Consider the following 13,879-nt stretch of genomic DNA (forward strand, 5'->3'; position numbering starts at 1 on the left):
GGTCCGACAAACGCTCACCCGCAGGCGACTTGACCTGCCCCACCCTCGCCACACCACAACCAACGAGCCCAGGACATCTAAGTCACCAGCATTGGCCTTAGCCCAGGTCAGGAATCGAACAGGGCCGAGTCAGATGCCGTCGGCGAGTTGGATCGGCGTCGTGAGGAGGAACAGTCGGCCTGCAGCGGCAGCCTGGAAGTCGAGACGCCGGCGATCAGCCCAGCTGGCGGCCGGCCTGACCGGTTGGACAGCAAGCGGCTCCGCGGACACGAACAGATCAATTGTTCGCTCCTCCGGGGGGATTAATCGCCGCATACGGCAAGTGCGTCGTGGCCGGTTCCGCTACTGAGAGTGCTTACTGTGGCGTGCACTACGCAGGTCCCGGATCCGGTACCCGTCCTGCCCTTCAACCGACCATGATAAGGAGCGAAGCGTGAACGCTCGCTTTGGCGTGAAACGAAAAGTGGCGCTCGGGGTCACGGCGCTGGCCGCGATCGCTGTCTCGGCTGTCCCGGGATCGGCATCTGCCGCCACCGGCGGAGAGCGAGGAAGCTCGGACCACTGGGGTGAGATCACCCGCGACACAATCGCTGCGATCGCTGCGGCTGTCCCGGGATCGGTCTCCGGCGACATCGGCGGAGGCTTGGGAAGCTCGGACCACTGGGGTGTGATCACCCGCAACACGATCGGCTCTCCCGTTGCTGCCTTGAGGAACGGCCCGTTCGGCTCGTTCGGTGTACAGGGCCCCTCCGCGAGTCCGCCCTACGGGCGAGGCAGCCTCGGAATCGAGGTGGCAGACGATTCCACCTCCCTCGCTCCGCCCAGTGAGAAGGTCGACTTCGGCAACGAGGTCGACTTCTACGGTGACCCGGTACTGGGACTGAACGAGGTCGGTTTCCACGTCTTCCAGACCGGCGAGAACATCTCCTACGGTGGCCCAAGGAACCTGCCCGGCATCAAGTTCGAGATCAATCCGAACCTCACCGCGTCGGCCTCGACCTACTCCACGCTGGTGTGGGTGCCGGGCCCGTCCCCGGTGACGAACCGCTGGAGTCCCTACCTGGACGCCACCACGACCGGCGACTGGTACCTCACGGGCAACGCGGGGACCGTGACCGGCTGCAACCAGACCACCATGTGCACATTCCAGCAGCTCAAAACGGCGCTCAACGACGGCGGCGCGCAGCCGACTATCTACACTGCCGCGGTAAGCAAGGGCCGCGACAACATGTGGATCGGCGCTGTCGACGGCCTGCGAATCAACAACACGGTCTACGACTTCGAGGCCGACGGAGTCAGGACTCGTCGCGCCAACTGAGCGAGGCACCCGACAGGGCGGCGTCGTCCGCGACCGTGGTGACAGCGGTGGATGCCCGCGGTGCCCACCATCGTTTTCGGCGCGGTGATGCTGAGGACGCTCGGTGAGCCCTCGGCCGGGCGGAAGCGTCCGTCATCCGGATGCTGCAAGGACTGCATGACCTCCGCGTCGCCGTCGGCGACGCGGAGGAAGAGGGCCGCAGGAAGATGTGATCCATAAGCAGACCGACCGGTATGGGGCGGAAGTCAGGCGAGGCAGCCTCGCGAGCCCCGATAAAGGGCATAGGACTTGAGCGCCGACGACTGGGTTCGAGTCTGGATCCGGATGGTGACCTCCGCTACAAATTCAAAATTGATCCATTGCTGCGGAATCACATCCCGCCGCCCGTCCCATCGACAGCGTTGCTGATCTAACTACCGGGAAAGAAGACCCACGAACCAGGCTCCCTTGACCAGGCACAACACGCCTGACCAGCTAAAACACACACCGGCCCTTTAGCCTTGATCCACCGGCGTGGTTTGAAAGTGATCTTCTGGTGGGCTTCGGTCGGGTTCCGGGCCGGGGGCTGTGCATGGGCGGGTGGTATCCGCTGGTCTTCCCAGCTTTTCCACGGGTCCGGTTCCGGTTGGGCCCTGGCGGGCGGGGTGGGCAGGGGCAGTCAGGCGGGTTCGGGCGGGGCGTGGACGGTGTCGAAGAGGTGTGTCCAGGCGTGTTGCCAGGGCCAGTTGTGCGGTAGGTGCAGGGTGATGCGGCGGGCGGAGCGGGCGGTTCGGGCGGGGACGTGGATCAGGTGGGCGCGGAGGGTGGCGGTGGTGGCCTTGGCGTGGAAGACGGAGGTCAGTGCGCCAGCGGCCCGCAGCAGGTTGTAGGTCATGGCCCACAGGGTGAGCCAGGCGGCGTTGGCGTGGAAGTGTGCCGACGGCAGGTGGGCCAGGGCAGGGGCTTTGCTGTCGGCGATGACCTGTTCGACGACGGCGTGGTGGCGGTGTTCCCGCTCGGCCTGGAGGGTCTTGGCGGGGTTGTCGGTGAAGAACGGGTGGTAGCGCCAGACCGGGAACAACTCACCCTGCTCGCCAACGACGGCGGGTTTGGCCAGGTCACGGACCCGGCGCACGATCAGCCGGGCCGTGACCCGCTCCGCCTTTTTGCGGGTGGCGAACGCGGTGTAGGCGGGTATCTCGGCGACTTCGGCGTCCGAGATGAGGTCCCCTGTCTCGGGGTCGGGCACCGCGGTCGGATAGGTGATCTGCTGCCACGCCTCGTCGGGGATGGCGAGGATGGCCCGCTTGATGGAGGGGTTCATGCCGGTGGTGATCGAAAAGTGGGCGTCGGCCCGGCGGCAGGCGGCAATGACACCGGCGTTGCAGAACTGGGAGTCCGCCCGCAGGATGCGGGTGCCGGTGCAGCCGGCCTCGACGGCGGTGGCCAGGGCCTCACTGACGAATTTCGGGGCGCCGCGGGCATCGGCTGCCTTGCCCCGGCGCATCCGGACTCCGGCGATCACCGGCCGGGACTGTGGAGTGCAGATCGTGGCCAGCAGCGGGTGGAGGGTGCGGATGCCCTTGAACCGGCCGTACTCGGCGCCCTGTTTGGTCCGGCCGTAGACCCGCTTGTGGGTGGAGGCGACATCGATGAACGCCATCTCGCCCGAGCCGGGCAGCAGCGGGGTATGCGTGGCCAGCGCGGCCAGGAATCTACGGTGCACCGCATGGAGTTGGAGAGCATGGCCGTGGGTGAACGCGCGCAGGAACGTGCCCAAGGTGGAGTCACGGTGCTTCTGGCAGCCCGATACGGCCGGTGGACCTGCGGATGGCACTGGGCGGTCGGCGAGGGCGGTGGTGGAGGCATCGTCATCAGCTGGTGCTGCGCCGACCATTCGATAGGCGAACCCCCAGCGACGGCCGCCAAGGTGATCGCGTCACTGCTGGAGTGGCGCGACTGGCTGGAGGAGCTGGCCGAGCGGTTCGCTCGGTTGGCGCCGCCCGCCGGAGCGGACGCCGAGGAGCGCAGCTGGCACCTGGAACGGGCAGCTACCCGGCTGGTGACGGTGGTAGTGGACCGCACGGGTGCCGAATGCGGCTGGTACGGGCTCTGCCGCACGGTGCTGACGTGGTTCCTCTCTTCTACGGGCATGGGCCCGGAAAGCGCGAAGGACGCGGTCGAGACCGCAATTGGTGGACGGTTCAAGAGCTGGACGGAACCGTCGCGGACCCTGGTCGACACCGTGGGAGAGGATCTTGCCGTAGGCGTGACCGGAGAGCAGCCTTACCGTGACCGCTGACGCCTTGGCTGCCTGGTGCCATGTCAGGAACCAGATTGACTGGACTTCCGCGGTCGGTGAGACACCGGCACCGGTCGAGGCGACCGTGGACGGCCTCGGCACCTGGTGCGATGCGGGGGGCCGTTCCTCGAATCCGGCTCGAGCCGACCGATTGCTCGCGGCGCTGGCTCAGTCGCGCGCAGACGCTTCCCATAAGCGCCCCCTCACCTGCGCGCTTCTAGCTGAATGGCAGCGGCTTGTCCTTGGCATGCCTGAGGTTTCGTTCCGACAAGGTGATGCCTTCGCCAAGGGCGGCCGGGAACGCTACGCGCTTACGCCACACCCCCAGTGGGACTTTGAGCAGTGTCTGCGCGATAGCGCCGACCTGCGAGTCCCCCTGGCCTCCCGCGCGGCCAGGGCCTACCTGGACGTGGCCTTCTTCCACCCCTTCACCGATGGCAACGCCCGCCTCGCCATGCTCACCCTCGCCCATGTCCTGGAACTGGAGAAAGTTCGGCTGGATCAGACTGGCCCCGCGGATCCGGCGCTGTCGGCGCGGACCAGGATCTCGGTGCCGTGCCGGTGAGCGTCGGGGATCTGCGCGAGGGCGTCGTCCAGCACCGACGATGTGATCGGCGGCAGTGTTGGCTCCGGAGTTGCCGGGCCGCAGCCGGCCGGACATGGCCTCTCCGGTGTTCGCAAGGAAACACAACAGCGGATGGAAGCCGAAGCCGCCCTTATAGGTGGGCGCGGCTTGTTCCTTTTCCGAGTGGCAGGTGACCAGCGTGGCGTCGATGTCCAGGACCAGGCCGGGAAGTTCTCGTCCGCCGGTCCGGACAGTGGGTATGCCCTCGCCGGTCTCGGCAGCCTGTATCCAGGCGACTTCCCGGGCCGTGGCGCGGGCCGCTCGCAGCGAAGCGAGTGCGGCCTCGTCGGTGTCGGCGAGCAACCGCCAGGCCGTGGGTGTGGAGGCGACTGGGCCGAACACCCCTGCCTGGTCCCGCAGCACGGCAAGATCCGCGATGGCCTCGCCGCCGTCGGCGAGCATCACCGCGAGATCGGTGGCGGTCCGGCCCGGGTCATGCCCGGTGCCGCGCGGTCGGAGTGGCCTGAGTGCAGTTGAGTACGCGGCAGTCAGGCCGGTGGCCCCTCGGCGAGATCGGCCAGCAACCGTGCCCCGGCGTGCCCGACCACCCCAGTTCCGTCAGCGGAGACATGGAGCTTGGGACGAGAACCGATACCCTGCACGCAGAAAGCACGTTCCGCTTGGACCGACAGAACCCCTCGACAAGGTTCATCGTCCCAGCTCAGAAGGCACTTTCGCGTTTACGCCCCGTTTCCGACCTCAGCCCAACCGAAACGGCGAGGTTAATGGTGCGGAGTATCCCCGGTTTGGGTAACCGGGGATCCGTAAGCGATCAGCGGGACGCCGTCATGGGTGACCGGCTCGCTGTACCCCCTCCAGGCCGCTGAGCAGCACTAACAGCGAGGGCGAGATGGCGGGGAGTGGTCGGGGCTGCTGCCGCGCCGTACGGTCCAGGGATATGAGTGGCGACATCCCGAGTCCGGCTGAGGAGCGTCTGGCCGCAGCCTATGCTGCGCGCTGTTGGCCCGTATCCCCGCGTGTGGCCAGGCCGTTGAGGGCGGCAACTGGAGCTATGTGGAGATCAAGGCCGGCCGGTACGGCAGACCTGCGGGCGGTCGTCGTGGAGGTGCTGGTCGGGCCGGTACGGAGCGTACCGTCCGGGCGCTTCACTCGCCTGACGCGTGACCTCAGACCGCGATCGGCGTTGAGCCGATGGACACGTGCACTTGTTCCGGTACCTCAGTGGAATGCGTGCGTCACGGCCCCCGATTCCTGCCCGGCGTCGGGGGCGTCGTGCTGTTTGCTGTGCGGGCGGAGAACAACGCGCCCATGCCGTTGGGGTCGTAGGTCCGGGTGAGCGGGCCGGTGAGGAGTTTGAGCTGGATGCCGTCGGCCTGGAGCTCTGTGGACAGCGTCATCAGCTCGGCGGCGTTCCTTGCCGGCCTTTTGAGCTCGTGGACGGTGTAGATGACCGGCGTCTGGGGCGCGGCCTCCTTGAACAGGTGCGCCAGCACGAGCGCCTTCTCCAGCTCGGGCGGGAGCGATCTGAGGGCACGCCCCCCTCATCCGACATCCACGTTTGTCAGCCTGGACCAACCCGCTTGGCCGTTACCGGTGCGTGGTGACGTCTTGGTTCTTGGGGGTGGTGGTGGGTTCGCCGCGGCGTACGGAGCCGGGGGCGCGGGCGGCTGGGTGGTCGGCGTGGGCGGAGGAGGTGAGTTGCCAGGGGACGCTGGTGACCATGACGCCGGGCGTGAACAGCAGGCGGCTCTTGAGCCAGAGCGCGGACTGGTTGTGCAGCAGGTTTTCCCACCAGTGGCCGACCACGTACTCGGGGATGAAGACCGCGATGACGTCCCGCGGGGATTCGCGTCTGATGGAGCGGACGTAGTCCACGACGGATCGGGTGATCTCGCGGTAGGGGGAGTCGAGGACCTTGAGCGGCACCGGGATTTCGTAGTCCTCCCACTGGCTTTTCAGCGCGGTGGAGGCGTCGCGGTCGACGGCGACGGTGAGGGCTTCCAGGCGGTCCGGCTTGGGGGCGCGGGCGTAGGACAGGGCGCGCAGGGTGGGCTTGTGGTGGTGGAGACCAGCACGATCGCCAGCACCCGCGAGGGCGGCACCATTTCGCTGTGCGGGTCGGTGACCGCGAGTTCGGCCGCGGTGGCGTCGTAGTGGCGGCGGATGCCCCGCATCATCAACCAGAGCACGATGGCCGCGAGGACCGCCAGCCAGGCGCCCTGGGTGAACTTGGTGGCCGGCACGATGACCAGGACAAGGCCGGTGACGAGTGCCCCTGTCGCGTTGATGACCCGCGCGAGCTGGTGGTGGCGGCGGACGGCCGGGGCGGTTTCGGTGCGCAGTTCGCGGTTCCAGTGCCGGACCATGCCGGTCTGGGAGAGCGTGAAGGAGGTGAAGACGCCGAGGATGTAGAGGTGGATGAGGTCGGTGACGTTCGCCTTGTATCCCCAGAGCAGCAGGCCGGCGACGATCGCCAGGGCCAGGATGCCGTTGGAGAAGGCGAGCCGGTCGCCGCGGTTGTGCAGCTGGCGCGGCAGGTAGCGGTGTTGGGCGAGGATCGAGGAGAGCAGCGGGAACCCGTTGAAGGCGGTGTTCGCGGCGAGGATCAGCACGAGGGCGGTGGCGGCCTGGATGAAGTAGAAGCCGAAGCTGCTGTCGCCGCCGAAGATGGACGCCGCGAGTTGGGCGATGACCGTGCGCTGGGTGTATGAGCCGCAGTCACCGGCCAGGCCGGTCAGGTGGCAGGCGTCGGCGACGATATGCACCTTGGTGACGATCGCGAGGGTGGTGACGCCGACGAACATGGTGATGGCGATGATGCCCATCGCGGCCATGGTGGTCGCCGCGTTCTGGGACTTGGCTTGCGGAAGGCCGGTACGCCGTTGGAGATCGCCTCCACGCCCGTCAGTGCCGTACAGCCGCTGGAGAAGGCACGCAGGACCAGTATCACCATCGCCAGGCCCGCCAGGTTCGCGTCACCGGGCTGCGGTGTCACTCCGTACGCGGCGCTTTCGGCCACCGGCGCGTCTCCGAGCAGATAGCGGAACAGGCCCGTGCCCACCATGATCAGTACGCCGCCGATGAACAGATACGTCGGCGCGGCGAACAGCCGGCCGGACTCGCGCACACCCCGCAGATTCATCGCGGTCAGCAGGCCGACGAAGATGAGCGCCATCAAGACCCGATGCTCGGCCAGTTCGGGCACCGCCGAGATGATGTTGTCCACGCCCGAGGCGACCGAGACCGCCACCGTCATCACGTAGTCCACCAGCAGTGCGGCGGCCACCACCAGACCGGCGGAGGGGCCCAGATTCGTCGAGGCCACCTCGTAGGAGCCGCCGCCGCTCGGATAGGCGTGGACGACCTGGCGGTAGGACAGGACCACCACGGTCATCAGCGCGACGACCGCGGCCGCGATCCAGGGCGTGAAATGCAGGTACGCCAGCCCGCCCAGGGTGAGCACCAACAGGATCTCCTGGGTGGCGTAGGCCACTGAGGACAGCGGGTCGGAAGCAAAGATCGGAAGGGCCAGGCTCTTGGGCAGCAGCGTCTCGCCCAGCTCCTCGCTGCGCCTGGCCCGGCCGATCACCAGCCGCTTGAGTACCCCGGTCACATTGAGCACGACGCGAGGGTATGTCGCCCCACCTGGTCATAAGGCATGACCGCAGTGAGTTAAGGGGCTTTAAGAACTCATTAGGATTGCCCGAATTTCGTACATATAGCGTAATTATTGCCCGAGGGCCATCGTCGCTACTGCAGGCCGGCGACCTTGAAGACGGTCTGAGCGGTCTCGCCGTCGATTCGCCGCGACAGCTGCTTCAACGCGGTTCGGCGGGCGGCGCCGGGGCGGAGGGCGGCGAAGCCCGCACCGCAGAAGATCACCACCCACGGCAGCGCCATCACCCATCGCCACCGGAAGGCGAGACGGCCCAGTTTGCAGAGGAAGGTAGCCACGGCTGGAAGTCCTGTCGGTGGGCGGCGAAGGTCGAAAACACACAGGGCCGAGCGGGATGCGGCAGCGGGACGCGGAGCGGCCTCAGCGATGACGCCAGACCGGCGGTCCGATGATGCCAGGCCCGTCATCTAGTGGTGCCACCAAGGCGTCACCGCAGCGCCACCGCAGGCCACTCCCTCTCCGGTGCGGTGCCACGACACACCAATTCAAGGAAGAAACCCAGGTCAGAGGCGCGAGTGCCAAAAAGGAGCCAATCTGGCTCGCCGTGGCACTACTGATGTGCCATGATGGCGTCATGGACCTCACGCCCTACGTCGACAACCTCCGGCACGAGCTGGCCGTCGCCGCGAACGCCGGCGGCGACGACGCCCGCGCCCTCGCCGAGCGGCTCACCGCCCCCCTGGAATCCGCCGCCCGCCTGACCCTCCTCAACGCACTGTCCGCCGCCATGGTCGAGGTCACGCGGGAGCTGGCGCCGGGCTCGGTCGACGTGCGACTGCGCGGACTCGACCCGGAGTTCGTGGTGACGGTGCCGCCCGCCCCCGAGCCGTTCCGGGAGGCGCAGGAGCCGGTCGCGGAACCAGCCGCGGCCGCGCCACCGCCGCCCGCGGACGCCGACGACGGCGCCATGGCGCGGATCAACCTCCGCCTCCCCGCCCACCTCAAGGCCCGCGCCGAGGACGCCGCGGCGGCGGAGGGCCTGTCGGTCAACGCCTGGCTGGTGCGGGCCGTGTCCACCGCTCTTGACGGCGGGGAGCGCGCAAGCCTGCCGGGCCGCGGCAAGGACAAGGGCAGCCGGGGCTTCACCGGCTGGGTCCGCTAAGGCCGCCGGCCCACCCCACCCCACCTTCACCGGCGGATCGCCGATCCCGCCGACGTCACCCATCACCCGCCTCACCGGCGGGATCAACCACCCAAGCCAAGAGGACGGAACAGCCATGCCTGCTTTCGAGACCCCCGAACCGATTTCCGCCACCCTCGAGTTGGAGGCCGGCACCGCCCGCATCACCGCGGGCAAGCGCACCGACACGGTCGTGGAGGTGCTGCCGAGCAACGGATCCGACGACAACGACGTACGCGCCGTGCAGCAGACCCAGGTCACCTGCTCGGGCGGCCGCCTCACGGTCAAGACACCCAAGAAGCGGTCCCCGTTCGGCAAGCCGGGCTCCATCGAGGTGAGCATCGAACTGCCCGCCGGATCCGATGTCCGGGGCATCACGGCCATGGGCAGCGTCTACTGCGAAGGCCGCTTCGGGGAAGTCACGCTCAAGACCTCGCTCGGCGACCTCCAGGTCGACGAGGTGGCCGGCGCCAACCTCAAGACCGACCACGGTGACATCCGCCTGGCCCGGTCGACCGGGGACATCGAAGTCATCGGCTCGGGCCGGATCGAGATCGGGACCGTCGCCGGCACGGCGACCGTCAAGAACGGCAACGGCGCGACCGAGGTCGGCGAGGTCACCGGCGCCCTGAAGACCAACGCGGCCAACGGCGACATCTCCGTCGGCATCGCGCACAGCAGCGTCGACGCCAAGTGCGCCAACGGCCGGATCGAAGTCGGCGTCGCCCACGCCGGGGTCGACGCGATGTCCTCCAACGGCCGCATCCGCGTCGGCGACGTCACCCGCGGCCGTATCGACCTGCGTACCTCCGTCGGCGACCTCGAAGTGGGCATCCACGAGGGCACCGCCGCCTGGCTCGACCTGAACCCCAAGTACGGCACGGTACGCAACTCGCTCGGCTCTTCCGCCGGCCCCGCGGACTCCGACGAGACCGTCGAGGTGCACGCCCGGACCTCGGTCGGCGACATCACCATCCGCCGCGCCTGACCCCGGCGACCCCCAACTCCCCCCGAAAGGAAAGCGGCATGACTGCCACCCAGACATCCGCGCCGAACACCACGGCGCCGGCGATCACCGCCACCGCACTGCGCAAGTCCTACGGCGACAAGCTCGTGCTCGACGGCATCGACCTGAACATCACCGAAGGCACCATCTTCGCTCTCCTCGGCCCGAACGGCGCCGGCAAGACCACCGCCGTCAAGATCCTCTCCACCCTCATCACCGCCGATGCCGGCGATCTGCATGTCGGTGGCCATGACTTGGCCGCCGATCCGCAGGCGGTGCGGGCCGCGATCGGCGTCACCGGGCAGTTCTCCGCCGTCGACGGCCTGATCACCGGCGAGGAGAACATGCTCCTCATGGCGGACCTGCACCACCTCTCCCGCAGCGAGGGCCGCCGCACCGCCGCCGAACTCCTGGAGCGCTTCGACCTCACCGAGGCCGCGAAGAAGCCCGTCTCCACCTACTCCGGCGGCATGAAGCGCCGCCTCGACCTCGCCATGACGCTGGTCGGCAGCCCGCGGATCATCTTCCTCGACGAGCCGACCACCGGCCTCGACCCCCGCAGCCGCCACAACATGTGGGGGATCATCCGCGACCTGGTCTCCGACGGCGTCACCGTCTTCCTCACCACCCAGTACCTGGAAGAGGCCGACGAACTCGCCGACCGCATCGCGGTGCTCAACGACGGCAAGATCGCCGCCGAGGGGAGCGCCGCGGAGCTGAAGCGGCTCATCCCCGGCGGGCACGTGCGGCTGCGGTTCACCGACCCCGTCGCCTACCAGTCCGCCGCCGTCGCCCTGCGCGAGGCCACCCGCGACGACGAGGCTCTGTCACTGCAGATCCCCAGCGACGGCAGCCAGCGTGAGCTGCGCTCCATCCTCGACTGGCTGGACTCCGCCGGCATCGAGGCGGACGAACTGACCGTGCACACCCCCGACCTCGACGACGTGTTCTTCGCCCTGACCAGCACCACCAACGTCCCCAACCAGACCAACCAGCCCAAGGCGGATGTCCGATGAGCGCCCTCTCCCTCGCCGTACGCGACTCGAACACGATGCTGCGCCGCAACCTCCTGCACGCCCGGCGCTACCCGTCCATGACCCTGAACCTGCTGCTCACGCCGATCATGATGCTGCTGCTCTTCGTCTACATCTTCGGCGACGTGATGAGCGCGGGCATCGGTGGCGGCAGCGCGGATCGCTCCGACTACATCGCCTATCTCGTCCCGGGCCTGTTGACGATGACCATCGGCTCCACCGTGATCGGGGCCGCGATCTCCGTCTCCATGGACATGACCGAGGGCCTCATCGCCCGCTTCCGCACGATGGCGGTCTACCGCGGCTCCGTGCTCGTCGGGCACGTCGTCGGCAGTGTGCTGCAGGTGCTCGCCAGCCTGGTCCTCGTCGGCGCCATCGCCGTGGCCATCGGCTTCCGCTCCACCGACGCCACGGCCCTGGAATGGCTGGCGGCGTTCGGACTGCTCGCGCTGTTCGCCCTGGCGCTCACCTGGATCGCCGTGGGGATGGGCATGGCCAGCCCGAACCCCGAGGCGGCCAGCAACATGGCCATGCCGCTGATCCTCCTCCCGCTCATCTCCAGCGCCTTCATCCCGGCCGACACGATGCCGGGCTGGTTCCAGCCGATCGCCGAGTACCAGCCGTTCACACCCGCCATCGAAACCCTGCGCGGCCTGCTGCTCGGCACCGAGATCGGCAACCACGGGTGGATCGCGCTCGCCTGGTGCGTCGGCCTGACCGCGCTCGGCTACCGCTGGTCGACCTCGCTGTTCAACCGCGACCCGAAGTAACCGCCATGACAGCGCGGGCCGCCTCCCGCAGCTCGTCCCGCCCCAGGGCGGCGAACGCAGACACCGCGTCGGCCTACGCCGCCCCTGGTTCAGCCCTGGCGACGTACAGCGGGGTCGCGCTCGGCGACGTGCCCGGCGACCGCGCCGACGCCGGGGCGTGCGTACCGCTCCAGGGAGCAGACGGAAGCATGGCGCGAGCGGGCCAGCCGCATCGGGGTGCAAGTGCCGCCTTCGGCGTCGTGTGTCAGGGCATTGTGGCGGAGCCGGTGGAGGGTCCAGCCGTCCAGGTCCTCGATGTCCTGCGGTGAGGCGAGCGGGTTGGCCGACAGGCTGGCAGCCGGGTGTTCTCCTCGAAGATCTCATCAGCGCCGGAATGGCCGGGCGGCGGGCGTGGCGATCGAACCAGTCACCCCGGCTTGCTCCGGCAAAGGAACGTTTGTGAGAACGCTAGCCGCGTACGGCGCGTGGGGGACGGGTCAGCGGGTGCGTTCGTAGTGGCGACGTGCTTTTTCGCGGTTGCCGCAGACGGCCATCGAGCACCAGCGGGCACGGTTGGCGCGGCTGCGGTCGAGCAGGAACAGCCGGCACTCGTCGTTGGCGCAGGGGCGTAGCCGGCCGGGCAGTTGCTTCTCGGTGGCGGCCCAGGCGAGAACCACCTCGACGGCCAGCCGGGCGTGCGGGGGAGTCCTGACCATCCACTGAAGACCATCCGAAGTGATCTCCGGGATCTGGTGGACCCCTTCGAGCAGCGGGCTCAACGCGGCGGGCGAGCTTTCTCCGCACACTATGTCCCGCAGGATGTCCCGCGTCTCGCGCAGCAGCGCCAGTTCCGCGAGGCTGCCTTCGCCGCCGTGCTCCCGCGCCCAGCGTCTGCCTCCGGCCGGGTCGCCGAGCGCGTCCCGTTCCTCGCCGTTGACCAGTGGCCTGCTGTTGAGCAGGTCCAGCAGCGTGTCCATCGGATGCCACTCCCCCTCTAACCAGATCGAGTTGTTTGACAGGTTAGCTCATTCCGTGCTTGCATGACGAGGAACTAACCAGATAAAACATTTGAAGGGGTTAAAAATGAGCTCGGTGCACCACCGGACCGCCACCGTCGACGGCCATGAGATCTTCTACCGCGAAGCCGGCCCCGCTGACGCCCCCGCGATCGTCCTGCTGCACGGCTACCCAACCAGCTCGTTCATGTTCCGCGAACTCATCCCGCTGCTGGCCGACGACTACCACGTCATCGCGCCGGACCACCTCGGCTTCGGCCACTCCGACGCCCCCCTCGTAGGGGAGTTCGCCTACACCTTCGACGCCCTCGCCGAACTCACCTCCGGACTGCTCGACCAACTGGGCCTGGACCGCTACGCCCTCTACGTCCAGGACTACGGCGCCCCCATCGGATGGCGCCTCGCGCTCAAGCACCCCGAACGGATCTCCGCCCTCGTCACCCAGAACGGCAACGGCTACGAGGACGGTTTCGTCGAGTCGTTCTGGACCGACGTCTGGGCCTACGGGGCGAACCCCGGCCCCGACACCGAACCCGCCGTCCGCGCCGCACTGAGCGTCGACGCCATCCGCTGGCAGTACGTGCACGGCGTGCCCGACCCGAGCCTGGTCAACCCGGACACCTGGGAGCACGACTTCGCCCTCGTCTCCCGCGAGGGCAACGACGAGGTCCAGCTGGCGCTGTTCCGCGACTACCCGAACAACCGCCCGCTCTACCCGCTGCTACACAAATTCCTACGCACCAGCGAGGTCCCGGTGCTCGCCGTGTGGGGCCGCAACGACGAAATCTTCGGCCCGGCCGGCGCGCGAGCCTTCGCCCGCGACGCCAAGGACGCGGAGGTGCACCTGGTCAATGGCGGTCACTTCCTGCTGGAGAGCCACCTGGACGTCGTCGCGGGTTACCTGCGCGGCTTCCTCGGGCGGGTGCTGGGATAAGTAGGGTCGGGGGCTGGAAACGGAGCCTTCGCAGGCCACCGCGCCAGTCCCCGACCCTCCAAGGCCGTGTCCTATGTGGTGAGTTGGGGTAGAGCTTGGTCATGGGGAGTGGCCAGTGGGGATGGATTGTTCCGGACGGGTTGTGGGAGATCGTGCGGC

The 13,879-nt window shown here is 68.2% G+C and carries 13 protein-coding genes and 2 pseudogenes; 9 read left to right on the forward strand and 6 right to left on the reverse strand.

The annotated features are described in order from the left end of the window. Positions 1-433: 433 nt before the first annotated feature. Positions 434-1,318 carry a hypothetical protein gene (locus tag ACIHCQ_RS43760; protein ID WP_399674803.1) on the forward strand — a complete coding sequence of 295 codons (885 nt, stop codon included), beginning with the start codon at positions 434-436 and terminating at the stop codon, positions 1,316-1,318. Between the two features lie 658 nt (positions 1,319-1,976). Here the strand turns inward: ACIHCQ_RS43760 and ACIHCQ_RS43765 are convergent. Then, positions 1,977-3,134 carry an IS1380 family transposase gene (locus tag ACIHCQ_RS43765; RefSeq protein ID WP_399674805.1) on the reverse strand — a complete coding sequence of 386 codons (1,158 nt, stop codon included), beginning with the start codon at positions 3,132-3,134 and terminating at the stop codon, positions 1,977-1,979. On the opposite strand from ACIHCQ_RS43765, the gene ACIHCQ_RS43770 reads away from it, so the two are divergent. Further along, on the forward strand, positions 3,027-3,599 hold the full coding sequence (locus tag ACIHCQ_RS43770; RefSeq protein WP_399674827.1) for a hypothetical protein: 573 nt from the start codon (positions 3,027-3,029) through the stop codon (positions 3,597-3,599). The genes ACIHCQ_RS43765 and ACIHCQ_RS43770 overlap by 108 nt on opposite strands. Before the next feature lie 247 nt (positions 3,600-3,846). After that, positions 3,847-4,164 (forward strand): Fic family protein, encoded by a 318-nt coding sequence (locus tag ACIHCQ_RS43775; protein ID WP_399674825.1) that lies wholly within the window; start codon positions 3,847-3,849, stop codon positions 4,162-4,164. On the opposite strand, the pseudogene ACIHCQ_RS43780 reads toward ACIHCQ_RS43775, so the two are convergent. The 4 genes and pseudogenes from ACIHCQ_RS43780 to ACIHCQ_RS43795 all read right to left on the reverse strand — a co-directional run. Beyond that, positions 4,113-4,826 (reverse strand): annotated as a pseudogene (locus ACIHCQ_RS43780) (transposase); the annotation flags it as partial. The gene ACIHCQ_RS43775 and the pseudogene ACIHCQ_RS43780 sit on opposite strands and share 52 nt — an antisense overlap. A gap of 594 nt (positions 4,827-5,420) precedes the next feature. Continuing rightward, complete coding sequence (locus ACIHCQ_RS43785) at positions 5,421-5,678, reverse strand: hypothetical protein (RefSeq protein ID WP_399674807.1); 258 nt, start codon at positions 5,676-5,678, stop codon at positions 5,421-5,423. Between the two features lie 94 nt (positions 5,679-5,772). After that, positions 5,773-7,807 (reverse strand): annotated as a pseudogene (locus ACIHCQ_RS43790) (APC family permease). 128 nt (positions 7,808-7,935) lie between these two features. Continuing rightward, positions 7,936-8,139 (reverse strand): hypothetical protein, encoded by a 204-nt coding sequence (locus ACIHCQ_RS43795; RefSeq protein ID WP_399674809.1) that lies wholly within the window; start codon positions 8,137-8,139, stop codon positions 7,936-7,938. 296 nt (positions 8,140-8,435) lie between these two features. Here ACIHCQ_RS43795 and ACIHCQ_RS43800 point away from each other — a divergent pair, with 296 nt between their 5' ends. The 5 genes from ACIHCQ_RS43800 to ACIHCQ_RS43820 all read left to right on the forward strand — a co-directional run bounded on the left by ACIHCQ_RS43800 (position 8,436) and on the right by ACIHCQ_RS43820 (position 12,099). After that, a complete protein-coding gene (locus ACIHCQ_RS43800) occupies positions 8,436-8,963 on the forward strand; it encodes a toxin-antitoxin system HicB family antitoxin (protein WP_399674811.1) in 528 nt (175 codons plus the stop codon). A gap of 115 nt (positions 8,964-9,078) precedes the next feature. Then, a complete protein-coding gene (locus tag ACIHCQ_RS43805; RefSeq protein WP_399674813.1) occupies positions 9,079-9,969 on the forward strand; it encodes a DUF4097 family beta strand repeat-containing protein in 891 nt (296 codons plus the stop codon). A gap of 38 nt (positions 9,970-10,007) precedes the next feature. Then, complete coding sequence (locus ACIHCQ_RS43810; RefSeq protein ID WP_399674815.1) at positions 10,008-11,003, forward strand: ATP-binding cassette domain-containing protein; 996 nt, start codon at positions 10,008-10,010, stop codon at positions 11,001-11,003. Then, positions 11,000-11,791 (forward strand): ABC transporter permease, encoded by a 792-nt coding sequence (locus ACIHCQ_RS43815; RefSeq protein ID WP_399674817.1) that lies wholly within the window; start codon positions 11,000-11,002, stop codon positions 11,789-11,791. The genes ACIHCQ_RS43810 and ACIHCQ_RS43815 overlap by 4 nt, the downstream gene beginning before the upstream one ends. A gap of 5 nt (positions 11,792-11,796) precedes the next feature. Further along, positions 11,797-12,099 (forward strand): hypothetical protein, encoded by a 303-nt coding sequence (locus ACIHCQ_RS43820; protein WP_399674819.1) that lies wholly within the window; start codon positions 11,797-11,799, stop codon positions 12,097-12,099. 168 nt (positions 12,100-12,267) lie between these two features. Here the strand turns inward: ACIHCQ_RS43820 and ACIHCQ_RS43825 are convergent, their stop codons facing one another. Further along, on the reverse strand, positions 12,268-12,747 hold the full coding sequence (locus ACIHCQ_RS43825) for a CGNR zinc finger domain-containing protein (protein WP_399674821.1): 480 nt from the start codon (positions 12,745-12,747) through the stop codon (positions 12,268-12,270). A 106-nt stretch (positions 12,748-12,853) separates the two neighbouring features. Here ACIHCQ_RS43825 and ACIHCQ_RS43830 point away from each other — a divergent pair, with 106 nt between their 5' ends. Further along, a complete protein-coding gene (locus ACIHCQ_RS43830) occupies positions 12,854-13,720 on the forward strand; it encodes an alpha/beta fold hydrolase (protein WP_399674823.1) in 867 nt (288 codons plus the stop codon). The last annotated feature ends 159 nt before the right edge of the window (positions 13,721-13,879 follow it).

It is taken from the genome of Streptomyces sp. NPDC052236 (genome assembly GCF_044548015.1).
Lineage (GTDB): Bacteria > Actinomycetota > Actinomycetes > Streptomycetales > Streptomycetaceae > Streptomyces.